Annotated in this window: 17 protein-coding genes; 5 read left to right on the top strand and 12 right to left on the bottom strand. The window is 64.2% G+C overall.

The genetic code is table 11. From position 1 onward, the window contains the following. Positions 1-6 precede the first annotated feature (6 nt). Together Q0877_RS07030 and Q0877_RS07035 are read left to right on the top strand one after the other, a co-directional pair. Complete coding sequence (locus Q0877_RS07030; RefSeq protein ID WP_299166680.1) at positions 7-1,338, top strand: nicotinate phosphoribosyltransferase; 1,332 nt, start codon at positions 7-9, stop codon at positions 1,336-1,338. Further along, a complete protein-coding gene (locus Q0877_RS07035) occupies positions 1,335-1,958 on the top strand; it encodes an isochorismatase family protein (protein WP_299166681.1) in 624 nt (207 codons plus the stop codon). Before Q0877_RS07030 ends, Q0877_RS07035 begins: the two co-directional genes overlap by 4 nt. Before the next feature lie 38 nt (positions 1,959-1,996). Here Q0877_RS07035 and Q0877_RS07040 read toward each other — a convergent pair whose 3' ends face one another. The 7 genes from Q0877_RS07040 to Q0877_RS07070 all read right to left on the bottom strand — a co-directional run bounded on the left by Q0877_RS07040 (position 1,997) and on the right by Q0877_RS07070 (position 10,946). After that, positions 1,997-3,775: a DEAD/DEAH box helicase gene (locus tag Q0877_RS07040; RefSeq protein WP_299166682.1), complete on the bottom strand. Its 1,779-nt coding sequence runs from the start codon at positions 3,773-3,775 to the stop codon at positions 1,997-1,999. Next, a complete protein-coding gene (locus tag Q0877_RS07045; RefSeq protein WP_299166684.1) occupies positions 3,772-5,223 on the bottom strand; it encodes an MFS transporter in 1,452 nt (483 codons plus the stop codon). The genes Q0877_RS07040 and Q0877_RS07045 overlap by 4 nt, the downstream gene beginning before the upstream one ends. 63 nt (positions 5,224-5,286) lie before the next feature. Beyond that, positions 5,287-5,583, bottom strand: coding sequence for a DUF3039 domain-containing protein (locus Q0877_RS07050; RefSeq protein ID WP_299166685.1), 297 nt, complete (start codon positions 5,581-5,583; stop codon positions 5,287-5,289). Positions 5,584-5,644: 61 nt separating this feature from the next. Further along, the gene (locus Q0877_RS07055) at positions 5,645-7,216 is read right to left on the bottom strand and encodes a transporter (RefSeq protein ID WP_299166686.1); all 1,572 of its coding nucleotides are present in this window, start codon (positions 7,214-7,216) and stop codon (positions 5,645-5,647) included. Further along, positions 7,198-8,019, bottom strand: a complete 822-nt coding sequence (locus Q0877_RS07060) for an ABC transporter ATP-binding protein (protein WP_299166687.1) — start codon at positions 8,017-8,019, stop codon at positions 7,198-7,200. Before Q0877_RS07060 ends, Q0877_RS07055 begins: the two co-directional genes overlap by 19 nt. A gap of 94 nt (positions 8,020-8,113) precedes the next feature. Beyond that, on the bottom strand, positions 8,114-9,109 hold the full coding sequence (locus Q0877_RS07065; protein WP_299166688.1) for a tetratricopeptide repeat protein: 996 nt from the start codon (positions 9,107-9,109) through the stop codon (positions 8,114-8,116). Between the two features lie 67 nt (positions 9,110-9,176). Beyond that, a complete protein-coding gene (locus tag Q0877_RS07070) occupies positions 9,177-10,946 on the bottom strand; it encodes a hypothetical protein (protein WP_299166689.1) in 1,770 nt (589 codons plus the stop codon). A 377-nt stretch (positions 10,947-11,323) separates the two neighbouring features. On the opposite strand from Q0877_RS07070, the gene Q0877_RS07075 reads away from it, so the two are divergent. Then, positions 11,324-12,505: an AI-2E family transporter gene (locus Q0877_RS07075; RefSeq protein WP_299166789.1), complete on the top strand. Its 1,182-nt coding sequence runs from the start codon at positions 11,324-11,326 to the stop codon at positions 12,503-12,505. Between the two features lie 24 nt (positions 12,506-12,529). Here Q0877_RS07075 and Q0877_RS07080 read toward each other — a convergent pair whose 3' ends face one another. After that, the gene (locus Q0877_RS07080; protein ID WP_299166690.1) at positions 12,530-13,318 is read right to left on the bottom strand and encodes an alpha/beta hydrolase; all 789 of its coding nucleotides are present in this window, start codon (positions 13,316-13,318) and stop codon (positions 12,530-12,532) included. Positions 13,319-13,375: 57 nt separating this feature from the next. Further along, complete coding sequence (locus Q0877_RS07085) at positions 13,376-13,696, bottom strand: hypothetical protein (protein WP_299166691.1); 321 nt, start codon at positions 13,694-13,696, stop codon at positions 13,376-13,378. 65 nt (positions 13,697-13,761) lie between these two features. Between Q0877_RS07085 and nucS the strand changes: the two genes are divergently transcribed. Together nucS and Q0877_RS07095 are read left to right on the top strand one after the other, a co-directional pair. Further along, on the top strand, positions 13,762-14,457 hold the full coding sequence (gene nucS, locus Q0877_RS07090; protein ID WP_299166692.1) for an endonuclease NucS: 696 nt from the start codon (positions 13,762-13,764) through the stop codon (positions 14,455-14,457). 318 nt (positions 14,458-14,775) lie between these two features. After that, a complete protein-coding gene (locus tag Q0877_RS07095) occupies positions 14,776-14,979 on the top strand; it encodes a cold-shock protein (protein ID WP_026545871.1) in 204 nt (67 codons plus the stop codon). Positions 14,980-15,064: 85 nt separating this feature from the next. On the opposite strand, the gene Q0877_RS07100 is transcribed toward Q0877_RS07095, so the two are convergent. Genes Q0877_RS07100 through atpD form a run of 3 tightly spaced genes read right to left on the bottom strand, consistent with a single transcriptional unit; the run spans position 15,065 to position 17,261 of the window. After that, positions 15,065-15,496: a DUF2550 domain-containing protein gene (locus tag Q0877_RS07100; protein WP_299166693.1), complete on the bottom strand. Its 432-nt coding sequence runs from the start codon at positions 15,494-15,496 to the stop codon at positions 15,065-15,067. Between the two features lie 11 nt (positions 15,497-15,507). Next, the gene (locus tag Q0877_RS07105; protein WP_056548103.1) at positions 15,508-15,792 is read right to left on the bottom strand and encodes a F0F1 ATP synthase subunit epsilon; all 285 of its coding nucleotides are present in this window, start codon (positions 15,790-15,792) and stop codon (positions 15,508-15,510) included. Positions 15,793-15,797: 5 nt separating this feature from the next. Beyond that, positions 15,798-17,261 (bottom strand): F0F1 ATP synthase subunit beta, encoded by a 1,464-nt coding sequence (atpD, locus tag Q0877_RS07110; RefSeq protein WP_299166695.1) that lies wholly within the window; start codon positions 17,259-17,261, stop codon positions 15,798-15,800. Positions 17,262-17,281 lie beyond the last annotated feature (20 nt).

Genomic DNA, 17,281 nt, shown 5'->3' on the forward strand with positions numbered 1-17,281 from the left:
TTTCCTGTGAGCCCACATACAACCTGGCGGCATCCCAATTCCGCGCTCTATACGGACCACTACGAGCTGACCATGCTGCAGGCCTCCCTCCACTCGGGAGCCGCGCACCGCGAGTCGGTCTTCGAGGTCTTCACGCGGCGCCTGCCCGAGGGGCGTCGCTACGGCATCGTGGCGGGAACCGGACGGCTCCTTGAGGGCCTGAAGCACTTCCGCTTCGAACAGGCGCAACTGGACGCGCTCTCCGCCGCCGGAGTCGTCGATGACACCACCCTGGCCTGGCTCGCGGATTTCCGCTTCACCGGGAACATCTGGGGGTACGCCGAGGGCGAGGCGTATTTCCCCTCCTCCCCCATCCTCATTGTCGAAGGTTCGTTCGCGGAGGCATGCATCCTCGAAACGTATCTGCTCTCTGTGCTCAACCATGACAGCGCTATTGCCGCCGCCGCATCCCGTATGACGGGGGCAGCCGGATCCCGCCCGTGCATCGAGATGGGCTCACGCCGCACGCAGGAAGAGTCAGCCGTCGCGGCCGCACGAGCAGCCATAATCGGCGGTTTCGCAACCACCTCGAACCTTGAAGCGGGACGCCGCTACGGGCTGCGCACCGTCGGTACGGCAGCACACTCCTTCACCCTGCTGCACGACTCCGAGCCCGAGGCCTTCGCCGCCCAGGTGGCCGCGCTGGGAAAGGGCACATCGCTCCTGGTCGACACCTACGACGTCGAGCAGGGCGTCCGCAACGCCGTCGCCGCCGGAGGACCGGACCTCGGAGCCGTACGCCTGGACTCCGGTGATCTCGTCGAGCAAGCCCGCTGGGTGCGGCAACTGCTCGATGATCTGGGCAACCACCAGACCCGCATCGTGGTCACTTCGGACCTCGATGAGTATGCGATCGGCCTGCTCGCCTCAGCGCCGGTGGACTCCTACGGAGTGGGCACCTCGCTCGTCACCGGGTCGGGTGCGCCCACCGCCGGGATGGTCTACAAGCTGGTAAGCCGGACCGACGACGACGGCACGTTCGTCTCCGTTGCCAAGGCCGCCAAGAACAAGGCCTCCGTTGGCGGGCGCAAGTACGCGCTGCGCCGCCTCAACGACTCCGGTACGGCAGTCGCCGAAGTGATCGGAATCGGCAACCACCCGCACGACGACGGCAATGACCGCACGCTGCTGCACCAGTTTGTGGCGGACGGCGAGGTGCTACCCGGATGGACGGGCCCGGAGGGTGTGCAGCGCGCCGTCGAGCGCCACCGTGAGTCCATGGCTGAGCTGCCCGGCTCTGTGATGCGGCTGCAGCGCGGAGAACCGGCAATCCCCACCGAATACGAGGAGTCCGCATGACCCGCGCCCTGATTATCGTCGACGTGCAGAACGACTTCTGCGAGGACGGCTCACTTGCCGTCGAAGGGGGTGCGGGCGTGGCCCAGGCGCTCAGCGATTACATCGACGCACAGGGTCACCACTACGACTACGTCGTCGCGACCCAGGACTGGCATATCGATCCGGGCTCGCACTTTTCCGACGAACCCGATTTTGTCGATTCGTGGCCGGTGCACTGCGTTGCGGACCAGCCCGGCGCCCAGTTCCACCCCAACCTGGACGTTGAAAGCCTCGACGCCGTCTTCCGGAAAGGGCAGTACGAGGCTGCCTACTCCGGCTTCGAGGGCGTACTCGCCCCTGAGGACCAGGTGCCCACCGGTGAACAGAAACTGATTGCAGCCGTTCCCGCCGCGGGAGATGACGCAGTTTCCCTGGACGACTGGCTGCGCGAAAACGAGGTGGACGAGGTGGCGGTCGCCGGCCTGGCCGCCGACTACTGTGTACGGGCCACAGCGCTCGATGCTGTCAGCGCCGGGTACACCACTCGTCTGCTGGTGGACTACACCCGCCCCGTACACCCCGAGCGGCTCAGCGAAGTTCTTGCGGAACTTGAGGATGCCGGAGTCGAGCTCCTCGACTGACCCAATCGGTCAGGCAGCACTGCCGCTCAGTGCGCAGGTCAGGTGCGGCCGATGAACCAGTCCTGGAGCTTTTTCAACCGTCGCTGAAGTTGTTCCTCGTTTGCCTGCGCCACGGCAGGGCCTCCGCACGCCTTGCGAAGTTCCGAGTGCACCACACCGTGCGGCATACCTGAGCGGGCAGACCACGCCGAGACATTCTTGGCGAGCTGTCCGCGCAGCTCTGTGAGCTGACGGTGATCCACCACCTCGGTGACTACAGGCTCGTGCGCGGCAACGGGGCGTCGTCGTCGTGATTGCTGCTCCTGCTGGCGCTGCCGCAGCAGGACACCCACCTGGTCTGCATCAAGCAAGCCCGGGATGCCGAGGAAGTCGAGTTCCTCCTCGCTGCCCATCTCACCGCCGGTGCCGAACTCACCGCCGTCGAAGAGTACGCGGTCAAACGACGCCTGGGACTCGAGCGCCTCGAACTTCTGCTTGGTCAGCTCGTCCGAGGCCTTTTCCTCGCGGTTCGCGGCCTCCATAAGGGCCTCTTCGGGCGCGAAACCGTCCTCGTTGTTCTCCGGACGGTCAAGTGCGTGATCCCGCTCCACTTCGAGCTGGTTTGCCAGCGCCATGAGGTTCGGCACTGACGGCAGGAAGACCGATGCGGTTTCCCCCCGGCGTCGTGCACGGACAAACCGTCCCACCGCCTGGGCGAAGAACAGCGGCGTTGCTGTGGAGGTGGCATACACACCGACCGCCAGGCGCGGCACGTCAACGCCTTCGGACACCATCCGGACGGCGACCATCCAGCGCGTCTCACCCGCGGAGAAGTCCTCGATCTTTCCGGACGCCTTCGCATCATCGGACAGGATGACGGTGGGTGACTCTCCGGTGATCTTCTTGAGCTGCCCCGCGTAGGCGCGTGCGTCGTCGTGATCCGTGGCGATCACCAAGCCGCCCGCGTCAGGGACGGCGCGGCGGACCTCCGTGAGGCGCCGGTCGGCCGCCGCCAGCACCGCAGGAATCCATTCACCGTTCGGATTCAGGGCCGTACGCCAGGCCTGGGCAGTGATGTCCTTGGTGACGGCTGCCTCGCCCAGGGAAGCGGCCATCTCCTCCCCCGCGCTCGTGCGCCAGCGCATCTGGCCGGAGTATGCCATGAACATGACCGGACGGACCACGTGGTCCCTCAGCGCGTCGCCGTACCCATAGGTGTAGTCGGACCGCGAGCGGCGGATGCCGTCGGCGTCTTCCGCATACTCAACAAACGGTATGGCTGCCGTATCCGAACGGAACGGTGTCCCGGTGAGGGCGAGGCGCCGTGTTGCCGGTTCGAACGCCTCGCGGATGCCGTCGCCCCACGACAGGGCGTCGCCGCCGTGGTGGATCTCATCGAGGATGACCAGCGTCTTCGCCGCCTCGGTTTTGGCCCGGTGCAGCATGGGCTTGCTGGCAACCTGCGCGTAGGTCACGGCGACACCGATGAAACCCTCGCCATGCCGCCCGTCGGCGTTACGGAAGTTCGGGTCAATGGACAGACCGACCTTGGCGGCGGCGTCCGACCATTGCCGCTTGAGGTGGTCGGTGGGAGCAACGACGACGATCCGGTTGACGATCCGCCGGTCCACGAGCTCCGTAGCTACGCGCAGCGCGAAGGTGGTTTTACCGGCACCTGGCGTGGCGACAGCTAGGAAATCCTGTGGAGAGCCGGCGAAGTACTTTGCAAGCGCCTCTTCCTGCCACTGCCGAAGTTTCGGTGCCGTGCCCCAGGCGGCCCGTTCCGGGTACGCGGGAGGAAGTGCCGGACCGGCGCCGAACAGTGCATTGTTGCTCACTCTTGGGACGGCACCTTTCGTGTGTCATGTGTTGATGCAAGGGGTTCACGATCGCCTCGGGCAGCCCTCAACCCGGCCACTATACCGACTACCGCGAACAGGCACAGAGCCAGCCAGATTGCAACAAACACGGGTGTTTGGCCCGGCACCTCCGGATCCCTCAAAAGCGCGAAGAGGCCGCCGGCGCCGGCCGTTCCGACGACTCCGCCCAGCTGGTCCGAGAGCTGCAGAGCCGCCGAATTGCGGCCCTGCTCGTGTGGTGCCGACAGCTTCAGAACGAGCACCGATGTGCTGGACAAGGTAAGTCCCATGGCAAAACCTGCAGCGCTCCACACGAGTACAAGAACCCAGAAGGGGACCTCCGCAGCTGCGGCCAGGGCGAGGCCGCCGATGCACACGGACAGCAGGGAGGCACCGATCACGAGCAGCCACTGACGGCGGAAGCTCACCCGAGCCTGGACGAAGGAACCTGCACTCCACCCGATGGCGGCAGCGCTCAGCGCAAGACCCGCTGTTGAGGCACTCAATCCGCGGGCCGAGACCAGCATGAGCGGAACAAACGCTTCTGCGCCGAAGAAGGCAACCGTCAGAAGCCCGCGGGTGGCGATAACGCTTGGAAGCCCGGGTGCCAGGCGGACAGTCCCGACAGGCAGAAGCCTCGGAAACGCAACCGCAGCGGCCACAAGTCCCGCCACGCCCAAGACCACCAGGAGCCAGGCCTGAACGGGGTCAGCGAAACCATCGGCGGCAATCTTCGTGAGGGCAAACTGTGCAGCGAAAACCCCTCCTGCGAGCAAAACACCGGTCGCGGCGTTCCTGCGCGCGGCAGAATCGAGCGGCTCGCGCGCTCGGGTGACTTTCAGACCCTCCGTACGCGGCCACACCAACAGGAACGCTGCAATGACCACCGGCGCCACGCCAAGGAAGACCCACCGCCAGCTGGCCTGCTCGGCCAGAACACCGGAAACGTACGGCCCGATCAGGGAGGGCACCACCCACGCTGCAGCAAGCCATCCGAACACCACCGGCTGCATCCGCTGGGGGTAGGCCCTCGCAATAATGACGTAGACGGCCACAATCATGAACCCGCCCCCGAGCCCCGATACTGCCCGCCCGAGCGTCATGATCCAGAAGGCCGGAGCACTGCCGGATATCGCAAGGCCGACGACCATGAGCGCCAGGCCCGCGGCAAGTGCCGGTCTCGGCCCCTGCCGGTCACACCAGATCCCGCCCAGAACGCTGCCGAGCAGCGAAGCGGTGAGATACATCGAGAATGCCAACCCGTAGCTGGATACGCCGTCCAGTTCTGCGGCTACTGACGGCATGGCCGTCACCACCGCCATGGCTTCGAACGCGGCGCAGGTGATGATCGCAATGACCCCGATGGTCAGGGGCCGTAGCGATGAGGACATTGCCCCGTCGCGGAGCTTTGCCTCGGGTTCTGACATGGCTTCCTCACGAGCATGGCAACGTCCGCCGGGCGGGGCCCGGCGGACGCGGAAAGGGTTTGGCTAGGACTTGTCCCCGGGCCGCATTGAATTGTAGATTTCCTTGCACTCCGGGCACACCGGGAACTTCTCAGGATCCCTTCCGGGTGTCCAGACCTTGCCGCAGAGAGCGATCACAGGTTCTCCGGACAGCGCCGACTCCATGATTTTTTCTTTGCGGACGTAGTGGGCGAACCGCTCCCGGTCTCCGGGCTCAACCTCTTCACGCAGTTCTTCGCGCTCGATCGTGGCCGTGGACGTGCCGGATTCCCCGGGTGCGCCGTGGGGGGTGTCATCAAAAGGATCTGCTGGCGTACTCATTGCTCCATCCTACTGCCCGTGATGTGGTCCCGATCGGTTGTAGGTCCGGCTCCCACGGTACTCATTTGTTGACGCTCACCGCCTGCAGAAGCTCCGGGCCGCGCCTGTCATACCAGGCGCCGCCCAATCGGATACCGCCGACGAGTACAGCGGAACCGAGGGCAAGACCGGCGAGAAGCGTCAGCCAGCCGAGCACTGCGCTCCCGGTCAGCAGGTAGGCGATTGCCAGTCCGATTTCCGGCGCGAGGAGCACCAGCAGGCCTACCCACCCGAGAACCTGGATGGCAAGCATGGAGAACCCCGTTCCCGGAGGCGTCTTGAACGGACTTTCACCGGGCAGCGGGACGTTGTAGGTATAGCGCGCGGAGAGAACGCTCGAAAAGCCGGTTCCGGTCAGCAACGCACCCAGGCTGAGCCCGAGCATCATGGGGAGGTCGGCGAGTGATCCGCTCAGCCAGAGCGGAACTACTGTGAAGGCGAGGACCACGGGCACTGCGAAGACCAGCAGGGCTATCGCCCTGCCCGCCCGGTCGTTCCGGCCGCTGACCCCGGCCGAGAGGTGCAGCCAGAACGAGGTGTTGTCATAGGAGATATCCGCCGAGATCGACCATGCGAGCAGGAACGCCGTGATAGGGCCGAGGTAGTTCAACAGGAAGAGGTCTCCGGAGTCGCCGCTGATGAACCAGAGCAGGATCGGCAGCAGCGGAACCACAACGATCGAGGCCGCGTACCGCGGGTCACGGATCCAGTAGGTGAGGGCGCGTGCGGCTACAGCGCCCGTCGGGGTGGCCGGGAAGCGTGAAAACAGGCCGAGGTTGCCTGCCCCCTTTCGCGTCACGGCGTTGTACGGCGGCGTGACGAGGGCATGGCTGAGGCTCCTGTGCCACAGGTAAGCGAGCACGGCGATGGTGCCCACACCGATGGCGAAACGGGCAAGCGCAGTCAACCATGCGCCGGCGGCCAGATCCGCCGGAACCGCCACGAAGACGCCCAAAGGCGTCCACCCCAGGATGTCTGCCAGGTCGCCGGCGAATTCCGGCGAGCTCTGGAAGCCGGCTGTGATACCCGCGAAAATCGGACCCAGCAGGACGAGCGGGATGATAGCGATTGTCGAGCTGAGGTCCTTGAACCGCCGGGAAGAGGCAAGGGCGGTTCCCGCCGTCGTAATCAGGCGGGAGCCCACAACGCACAACAGGACTGCGCAAACCGCGCAGATCAACGCTGCAACTGCTGCTAGCGGATAGCGGATCCAGGTCAGCGTGAGGGTAAGGAACGCGATCAGGGTGACGATTCCGGGGATGCCGATGACACCGCTCAGGGCAAGACCGGTCATGAGCTGGCGCATCGGCACCGCAAAGGTGACGAAGCGGGCCGGGTCCAGAGTCATATCCACCCCTGACGCCACGAGGGGGATGACCAGCCAACCGAGCACAGCGGCCGCTCCGCCGAGCACCACAATGGTCCGCACCAGCTCGAGGTCCACAGTGCCCAGGACAATCAGGCCCGCCACGATCAATCCGAGCAGGCCCAGGCCGTACAGGCCGCCGAGGATGACGCCCACAAGCTGCCAGGTGCTGCGGCGCAGGGAATTGCGCAGGAGCAGGAGCTTGAGTCTCAGGAGGTGCGCAACCACGACAACCCCTCCGCGGTGTTCCTGCCGCCGACGAGCTCCACGAACCGGTCTTCAAGGCTCGCATCACCGCGCACCGTGTCGACCGTTCCCGCTGCGAGCACCGTTCCTGCCGCGATGACCGCGACATGGTCACACATACGCTGAACCAGATCCATCACGTGGCTGGACACGATCACCGTTCCGCCGGAGCGTACGTAGGTGGCGAGAATGTCACGAATGTTGGCGGCTGAGACGGGATCGACGGATTCGAACGGCTCATCCAGCACAAGCAGCCTCGGCGCATGGACGAGGGCGGATGCAAGCGCGATCTTCTTCGTCATGCCGGCCGAGTAGTCCACCACGAGGGTTCCCGCGTCATTCCCCAGGTCAAGCGCCCGCAGGAGGTCAGTTACCCTTCCCGCAACCTCGTCCCGGTCCATTCCGCGCAGGAGACCCGCGTAGGTAACCAGTTGCTCACCGGTCAGCCGGTCGAAAAGCCGGACGCCGTCGGGCAGGATTCCCATCAGCCGCTTGGCCTCAAGCGGGTCCTGCCAGACATCGACACCGTGCACCCAGGCCTGGCCGTAGTCGGGGCGCAGCAGCCCAGTGGCCATGGAGAGCGTCGTGGTCTTGCCTGCACCGTTCGGACCCACCAGCCCGTAGAAGGACCCGGCCGGAACGTCGAGGTCTATGCCATTGACGGCAATTTTCTCACCGAAGCGCTTTGCCAGGCCGCGCAGCACCAAGGCCGGACGGTTGCCCGGAGGTTGGGGGTTCCGCGATTCCGGGGCAGGCGGAGGTGAAGAAGAGGGGCGGGAAGTCATGAGTCAACGCTAACAACGGCCCTGGCTCCCGTACCTCATCCGAAAGGACTAAAAGCGGCGGCGCGGCAGCTCCTAGAACGCGGTTCGGCAGCGCTTAAAACAGGGCCCTTGCCAGCGCGCTGCGTGCCTTGTTCACCCGTGGGTCGGTGGGACCGACAATATCGAACAGCTCCAGGAGTCGAACCCGTGCTGCTTCCCGGTTCTCACCGGAGCTACGGGCGATGAAGGTGGTCAGCCGTGCGAATGCATCTTCTACATGTCCGCCCGAAAGATCAAGGTCGGCCACCGCAAGCTGGGCATCAAGAGAATCGGGGGAATCGGCGGCCGCCGCACGCACGGCAGCCGCGTCGGTATCCTGAAGCCGCTGCATGAGCTGCACCTGGGCGAGGCCCGCTTTCGCATCCGCGTCGGCGGGCTGTTCGGCAAGCGCCCTACGGTACGCGGCGGCAGCTGTTGCATAGTCGCCTGCTTCGATAGCGTCGAAAGCCTCCTGGTGCAGCGGCGGCAAGGATTCCTCAACCGGTTCGCCGGCGACCGCCTCGTCATCCGCCGGGGCATCATTCAGCGAGCCGTTGACACCGTTGGCCTGCGCGACCTTGAGGAGTTCCTCCACATAGGTCCGGATTTGCGGTTCGCCCAGCAGACCCTCGAACAGGGGCACGGGCTGTCCCTTGAGCACACCGACGACGGTCGGGACGCCCTGTGCCTGGAAGGCCTGGGCAATCCCGGGCTGCGAGTCGAAGTCCACGCGGGCAAGCAGAACCCGACCGGCCTGCTCCACCGCGATCGTCTCGAGGACTGCGAGGACCTGTGACGATTGATCGCTCCAGGCGGCGCCGAGGGCGATGATCACCGGCACTTGCGCGGACAACTGCACCAACTGCGGGAAGACCTGCTCGGTGACGTCGACAATATAAGGGCTGCCGGCCCCAGCCGGACCGCCGGTGGGCACGCCGCCGGGCGCTGCACCGGTGTTACCCGCCGGCGCGTTCCGGGCCTGGGCCCTGGCCTTGAGCGCGGACAGATCGACGGCGCCGCGCAGGTTCATCGACGACGGCGCAGCGCCGCCCGGAGTATTCGGAGTGGTCATGTTTTCACCTTATTACTGGGGCAATATCCATTGGGCAACACAGTGACCCGGCGAGGGTCTTCCTTTGTCATCGTAGTTCGGCGGACAACAGCTGCTGGGCCGCACCGATCACGGTGATCAACTCGTCACTTTCCGCCGCTGGAACATACATCATCACAGCTTCGCCGTAGCGGACGTCGATGCCGTCCTCCGTGGATTCTTCGCCGGTGAGCGCCTCATAGACTGTTCCCTCGAGAGCGATCGAGTCCCCTGGTCCTTCCGGCACGCTGCTGTAGGTGTGGTCGAGGTACCCGAATACCATGGCGCCGCCGTCACCGGTGGAAACCGCCCTCGTGTACTCGGCAATCGATTCATGGGTGAACGTTATCTCGGCCGAGTCATTTCCAGCATCGGCGACCACGTCGGATTGGAACGAGGTGATCGCGTCCGCAAATGAGTTCGGTTCGAATGTTTCAGCATTACCGCCGTCAGGTGTGGTCAGGTAATCCGCGATGGCGGACATTGCGTCCTGTGGCGAGGCAGCAAGGTCCTCCCCGCCGTCGGCCGGTATCTCCTGCAGTCCCTCCGGCGTTCCGGCGGTGGGAAACGTTGTGCCCGGCAGCATCTGGATAGAGGACACGAGCCGGTAGTTTGACCGGGGATTTTCCTGCACGAGCACCAGCGCCTGCGGCACCGGATTGGACTCACCCTGTGTCAGCGCGACGACGGTGCGCGGCCACTCGTTTCCGGTCGGGATCATGCTCGTAAGCACCGGATCCGCGGCGACGGGAGTAGGCGCCGGTACGTCGTCTGCCTGCGAGCGGACGGAGTAGTTGGCGCTGCGCAGCGTGGCGGCCGCGCCCGCCACCCGCGGCTCGAGAAGTGTTGCGTCAGCAGCGGCGTCGGCCTCTGTCACCGTGGTGGCCACTGAGGCAAGAATCCTGTCCAGCTGGCTCTCCAGGATGACGGGATATTGCGCGGCATCGCCGCCGGCCGGCGATGGTGAGGCAGAGGGCGTCGCTGACTCGGCCGGCGATGCTGAATCTGCGGGCGTCGCTGACTCTGTCGGCGTCGTCGAGTCACTGGGCGTCGCTGAACCGGTTTCTGTTGCATTGCCCACCGCCGTCCCGGTCAGTCCGAGCGCGGTGGCCAATCCGAGTGCCGCCAGCGGGCGGACCCGATGCGCCGCGAAGGCGCTTCCGGAGTTCCGTCCGCGGTGCTGTTGCCGTGCGTAGGCACGGGAACCGACGGCTGCCGGCTCCCGCCGGGTCTTGCGCGGCTTGATGAAAGCAAGCGCAATTCCGAGGACAAGCACCAGGGCGCCAAGGATGATCAGCGGAACCGCCCACGGGGTGGCGGTGTCGTTGGGGCTGGTGATTGATACGGCGGTCGGCGCGGGAGTCTCGCCGTCGGCGGCGATAAGGATCGACCACTCCCCCTCGCCCGGGTCCATCCAGCGGTGGGTCAGCGTTCCTTCAGCAGTCTCCTCGCTCGTCCAGAGGTCTGCACCGCTCGGGTTGGGAACTGTCTGCTCGCCCTCGGTGAAGTCAGTGATCAACTCGTCTTCGCCCACACCGGTGACCGTCAGGTGAGCTGCGTCTGCCACCCAGGCATCGACGTCGGACGCCCGCCCGACGGCGAGGGTGAACGTGCCTTCGGACTGGACCGTGATGTCGACGTCCTCAGCGTCGGTCTCCCGAGCGCCTGCATCAATCACGGTGACAGGACCGTTGGGCGCATCCGCCGGAACGGCGACTGTCACGGTCTCGGGCGGAGCCCACCACGTAAGCTGGCCGATACCTAGCAATACCAGCAGCGCGCCGATCGCCATGACCGGAGCAGCAAGAGGAAAGCGCACTCGAGAACCTAACGTTGGGATGGTCAAGCCCGAACTGACCTGAGCGAATCGGACTAGCCCCATGGTAACGAAGAAGTTTCGGCAGATCCTGTCCGCCGCTGACGCCAGCACCGGGCCCCAGTACAACGTCCCCGGCAGCGCGAGTGGTTCCCGCGGAGACCCTGTGGCTCCTGTTACTGTTTCGCTAGTCATGCAACCGGTGCTGCCTGCGCTGATACGCAAACGAAAGCGGACTATACGTGAGTGAACGCGAAGACGTGCCAATCGGCGAGCCCCTGCCTCGCCCGGCGTCCTCGGTGCACGAGACGCCGGAGGCTTCCGGTGCGGCAGAGCCTCAGCCGCGCGTTCAGTCGCGCCGCCGTGGACTGGGACTCGCCATGGTTCGATTGCGCCACATGGTGCCGGTAGCGCAGCCCCGACCGCGCTTCGAATTCCCACCGGAGCGTAGCGAAGAAGTGCCGGTCGACGAGACGGTGAGCATCAGCGACGACCGGCTGAAGTTCGGGGGCCCACAGCCCCGGTCCATGCGCCAACATCCCATCCACTTCGGCTTCATGGCCAGTGTGGGTGCCGGGCTGGCTCTGCTGGCTTACTTCATGATCACCAACGTCGGCCAACTGCTTGTCTGGATCGGCGCGGCGCTCTTCATAGCGCTTGGGCTGGACCCGATTGTGCGTTGGCTTGAAAACCGGAATGTGCCCCGCCCGGCAGGGATAACACTCGCGCTGGTGATGCTGGTGGGCATCATTGTGGGCTTCTTCGCGGTTCTGATCCCGACCATAGTCTCCCAGACGACCCAGTTGGTTGAACGGGCACCGGGCTACGCGCGGGAGTTCCTGGCGTCCGACTTCTTCCAGACGGTTGACCAACAGTTCGAGGTGCGCGAACGCGTCACCGAGGAGGTCAACAGATTCTTTGCCAACTCCGAGGCAGTCGGCGGTATCTTCGGCGGCGTTCTCGGGGTGGGTACCGTCATCCTCAACAGCCTGTTCGGCGTTCTCGTGATCCTGGTGCTCACGCTGTATTTCCTTGCTTCCCTGCCGGCCATGAAGAAGTGGGCCTACCGTCTGGCACCCCGGTCCCGTCGCCCGCGTGTCGAGCGGCTTGCCGAGGAAATCACCCGCAGCGTCGGTAACTACGTCATCGGCCAGGCCTGTGTAGCTCTGCTGAACGCGACCTTCGCCTTCATCTTCATGACCATTGCCGACGTTCCGTTTTCGGTCCTGCTCGCGTTCATCGTGGCGATGCTGGCATTCATACCGCTGGTCGGCGCGGTGATTGCCGCCGTCGTCGTAAGTCTGGTGGCACTTACCGTCGGATGGCAGACAGCAGCGCTGTTCGCGGTGATGTACGTGGCGTACCTCCAGGTGGAGGCCTACTTCATCTCACCGCGAATCATGCAGAAGGCAGTGGCGGTGCCGGGTGCGATCGCCGTCATTGCGGTAATTGCCGGCGGCAGCCTGCTCGGCGTCCTTGGCGCGCTCATCGCCATCCCGCTGGCCGCGGGCGTGATGCTGCTACTGAAGGAAGTGTTCATCGCCCGCCAGGACAATCAGTAGCGGCCGTTCCGGCAGCCCAAAACGCTAGTCAGCGCGTGCCGCCGGTCCGTTCCATTCGGAGGCCAGCGCTACGGGCTTTCCCAGTACGACGCCGGCAACCTCCTCTAGGACGCGGCTCACGTACTTCTCCCCCACCCAGAGGTGCTTGGCGCCGTCGACCCCGACAACCTGCGCCTGCGGTACACGGGCGAAGCGGCTGGCCGCAACTGGCGGCTGAAGGTAGTCATCGTGCTCGGGCACGAGGACGTGCAGCGGCAGCTCCGCCTCCGCCCAGGAGTCGAGGTCAGCATCGGTAGCACGGTGCAGCGGCGGGGAGAGCAGGATGGCGCCCTCGATGTACTCGGCGACCGGCTCCCGCGCCCCGTACTTCAGGCAGAGCTCCGTGCCGAAACTCCAGCCGACCAGCCATACGTTGGTCAGCCCTTCGTTGACTACCCACTGCACGGCGGCCTCGAGGTCGTGGCGTTCCAACCCGCCGCCGTCGAACTCTCCTCCGCTGCATCCGCGCGGAGAGCAAGTTCCGCGGGTGTTGAACCGCAGGACGGCAATGTCAGCCAGCGCAGGCAGCCGGAAAGAGGCCTTGCGGTAGACGTGCGAGTCCATGAAACCCCCCGCAGTGGGCAGCGGGTGCAGGGTTACAAGCGTCGCTGCAGGGACCTTGCCCTCCGGGGCGGCGAACTCGCCGACCAGAGTCTTGCCGTCCGCCGTCGTGAGTTCGATATTTCGGCGGTCAGCAGGCAAGACCGTACCCGCCCGGATCTCGGTGGGGTCGGAGCTTTCGGAGAACTGGTACGCGGGCTCTGAGCTGGTCATCTGATTCAGTCTACTGAAGGAGCCGGATGCTTCGCGTCCGGCCGTAGACGCTGCAGGCTATGCGGAGCGGCGGGTCCGCCAGCACGACAGGTGCCAGTGCCGCCGGTCAGCAAGCGCCGTCTCTGCGCCGAGCAGTGAGTCCTCCTGCCACGCAACCAGGTGAGCAACGCCGGGGGGAATGTCACGGTGGCACCCTGGGCACAGGTAGTGCTTGGCAGCGTTCTGTTCAGTGATCCGCCGGACCGACCAGGTGCCGTCGCGGCCCGATTCCCGGGTCGGAATGCCGGCGCGGGCGCGCTCCAGATCCAGTTCCGGTGCCTCCGACCACTTCCGGCGCGGCTGGCCGCGCGCCTTGCGCGGCTGATTGGATCGGGGCATGAATCCAGTCTGCACTGAGCGGGCTGTGAACCGGAAACCGCTGCGGGGCAGGTATTGTGCGGAGGGTGCGTTTAGTCATTGCCCGCTGCTCCGTCGATTACATCGGTCGCCTTCGTGCCCATCTTCCGCTGGCCACCCGTCTGCTCATGGTCAAGGCGGACGGCTCCGTCCTGGTCCATTCGGACGGCGGATCCTACAAACCGCTGAACTGGATGAGCCCGCCGGCCAGCCTACGGGTTGTTGATCCGGCCCCTGAGGACGCCGAACTGGGCGTCGTTGAAACCTGGAACGTGCAGCACGCCAAAAGCGACGATCGGCTGGTCATCAGCATCCACGAACTGCTACACGAAAGTGCCCACGACCTGGGTTTCGACCCGGGGCTGGTCAAGGACGGCGTGGAAGCCGATCTGCAGCGCTTGCTCGCCGAGCAGATCACCCTTCTGGGCGACGGCTACTCACTCATCCGGCGGGAATATATGACCGCCATCGGTCCGGTGGACATCCTCGCGAGGGACGGCCAGGGCAGGACTATAGCCATTGAGCTCAAACGCCGCGGCGACATTGACGGCGTTGAACAACTGACCCGCTATCTCGAACTGCTCAACCGCGATCCACTCATGGCCCCGGTCAAGGGGGTCTTTGCAGCCCAGCAGATCAAGCCTCAGGCGCGCGTGCTGGCACAGGACCGGGGTATTGATTGCCTGACCCTCGATTACGACGCCATGCGGGGCGTTGACGACGTCGATTCACGCCTCTTCTGATAGTGCTTCCGGGCGATCAGAACTGACAACCGATCGGTTTGAACCGGTTACTGGAACCCCAAGCGTGCAGATCTTCGAATTCTCGCTTAACAATCGGTTTAATCGTCGGAATGTCCGTTGACCAGCCGATACTGCTATGTGATGCTTATTTCAGTCTTTGTGTACGTGGTTTTCATGCTCGCAAGACAGGTTGCGAGCGTGAAGCTTGTCGTTAGGTTCCAGGGCATTCCTGGCCTCGATGGAATTCACGCGAAGTAACTCGCGGTCGGCACACAGTGTGCTGATTTGAAGGATGTTCCATTATGAGGAGAAATATAGATGGCACAGGGAACCGTCAAGTGGTTCAACGCTGAAAAGGGCTTCGGCTTCATCACGCCGGACGACTCCGAGGGCGACGTTTTTGTTCACTACTCTGAGATCCAGACCGGCGGGTTCCGCACTCTCGATGAGAACCAGCGCGTCCAGTTCGAAATTGGCCAGGGCGCCAAGGGCCCGCAGGCGACCGGCGTCACCGCGCTGTAATCAGCGACTCACCAAATAGTTTGGGCCCCTACTTCTGCGGGGGCCCAAACTATTTAAAGTGCCTTGTGACCGTTTATCGCTGCCGCTAGCGCCAGGTTCCGATCCCTATGACAGGACCGGCTTCGAGCCAGGAAGACAGCCCGGCGTAGACGTCAAACTTCATTGCCAGGAGAACCTCGGTTCCCTCATAGCTCAGCGTGACGATGATTGCGCCCGGCTGGATGCGGGCCTTTTCGGTCTCCGTGGGCTGACGCCAGCCCTTAAGCTCAAGCGAACTGCGCAGGTATCTGTGCCTGGGCCTCGGACTGAGGGAAACCAGCCGCAACCACTCCAGATGCTTGTCCGTATAACGACAAACCCCCATTCGCCAACCCCTTGTGGGAAGGCGAATGGAGGCGTCGAACGTACCAAGCGCTGTGCGCAGCTGGAAACGGCGAAGACAGAAAGCGCCGATCATGAACACCAGCAGGGCGAAGAGCACCGCGAGCGTGATGAACGTGATACCGATGCCGTCCATCAGGCTTTACGCTACTTCGCGTCTGCGGTCACTGAACCGCCGATCCTGGCATTGTCGGCAACAATCACCACGCGGTTGCTGTCCACGGAGAAGAAGCCGCCATCAACGCCCACGATGAGTCGTTCGCCGGAGACCGGCTGAATAGCGAGTTCTCCTTCTGCGAGGATCGCAAGCACCGGGGAGTGTCCGGGAAGGATCCCGATCTCGCCGTCAGCAGTGCGCCCCTTGACCATGGTCGCCGCGCCGGACCACACGAAGTGGTCCGCCGCGACGATCTCGACTTCAAGTTCAGCCATGGAGCTTACTTTCCGCTCTGCTCTTGAATCCGTGCCCACTGACGCTCAACGTCGTCAAGACCGCCGATGTTGAAGAACGCCTGCTCGGCAATGTGATCGAGATCGCCGTTGGCGATGGCGTTGAAGCCCTCGATGGTGTCCTTGATGCTCACGGTCGAGCCCTCGACACCGGTGAACTGCTTTGCCGTGTAGGTGTTCTGCGACAGGAACTGCTGGATGCGGCGTGCGCGCGAAACAACGATCTTGTCTTCTTCGGACAGTTCGTCAACGCCGAGGATGGCGATGATGTCCTGGAGTTCCTTGTTCTTCTGGAGGATCTGCTTCACACGGACAGCGGTGTTGTAGTGATCATGACCGATGTACTGCGGATCGAGGATACGCGACGTGGAAGTCAACGGATCGATCGCCGGGTACAGACCACGCGAGGCGATCTCACGCGACAGCTCCGTGGTTGCATCGAGGTGCGCGAAGGTGGTGGCCGGAGCAGGGTCGGTGTAGTCGTCCGCCGGCACGTAGATGGCCTGCATCGAGGTGATGGAGTGGCCCTTGGTGGACGTAATGCGCTCCTGGAGTAGGCCCATCTCATCAGCCAGGTTGGGCTGGTAGCCCACAGCAGAGGGCATGCGGCCCAGCAGGGTGGATACCTCGGAGCCCGCCTGGGTGAAACGGAAGATGTTGTCGATGAAGAGCAGCACGTCCTGCTTCTGGACATCGCGGAAGTATTCCGCCATGGTCAGTGCCGACAGCGCGACGCGCAAGCGCGTGCCCGGCGGCTCATCCATCTGGCCGAAGACTAGCGCGGTGTCCTTGAGAACGCCGGCCTCTTCCATTTCGACCCAAAGGTCGTTTCCTTCACGGGTACGTTCGCCAACGCCGGCGAATACCGAGGTACCACCGAAGTTGCGGGCAACGCGGGTGATCATTTCCTGGATAAGAACCGTCTTACCCACACCGGCGCCGCCGAAGAGCCCAATCTTTCCACCCTTGATGTAAGGGGTCAGAAGGTCGATGCTCTTGATGCCGGTCTCGAGCATCTCGGTTGAGCCTTCGAGAGAAGCAAAGGAAGGAGCTTTGCGGTGGATCGGCCAGCGCTCGGTGATTTCGAGCTGCGACTCCTCAACGTCGAGGGGCTTTCCCAGGACGTTGAAGATGTGGCCCTTGACGCCGTCACCCACGGGGACAGAGATTGCAGAACCGGTATCCTGCACAATGGTGCCGCGGACAAGGCCGTCGGTTGCCTGCAGGGAGATCGCACGCACCAGGTTGTCGCCAAGGTGCTGCGAGGTCTCGAACGTGATGGTGTGCGTCTGGCCGTTGAGGGTTACCTCAGTGGTCAGCGCATTGTAAATGGCGGGAATGGCGTCAGCCGGGAACTCAACGTCGACAACCGGGCCGATGACACGGGCAATGCGGCCGGTCGCGCCGGGGGCAACTGAGTCCGTACTGTTCTCAACAGTCTGGGCAGTCATCTCTCTCACTTCATTCGGTA

It is taken from the genome of uncultured Arthrobacter sp., assembly GCF_947495145.1.
In the GTDB taxonomy this organism is placed as follows: Bacteria; Actinomycetota; Actinomycetes; order Actinomycetales; family Micrococcaceae; genus Arthrobacter_D.